1 pseudogene is annotated in these 214 nt (G+C 43.9%); it reads left to right on the forward strand.

Going from position 1 to position 214, the window contains the following annotated elements:
- Positions 1-214 (forward strand): annotated as a pseudogene (murQ, locus tag V6255_RS18830) (N-acetylmuramic acid 6-phosphate etherase); the annotation flags it as partial.

A 214-nucleotide genomic window follows, 5' to 3' on the forward strand; every position in this document is an offset into this window, starting at 1 on the left:
GTAGATGCTATTCAGCATGCTTTTAGTATAGGCGGAAGTTTATTCTATTGTGGCGCAGGGACGTCTGGGCGCTTATGTATTTTAGATGCAAGTGAATGCCCTCCTACTTTTGGTAGTCCAGCGTAACAAGTGGTTGGATTAATTGCCGGTGGCAAGCCTGCTATTTTAAAAGCGGTTGAAAATGCAGAAGATAATACTCAAGCAGGTCACCAAG

It is taken from the genome of Psychromonas arctica (assembly GCF_038155225.1).
GTDB classification, from domain to species: Bacteria; Pseudomonadota; Gammaproteobacteria; order Enterobacterales; family Psychromonadaceae; genus Psychromonas; species Psychromonas arctica_B.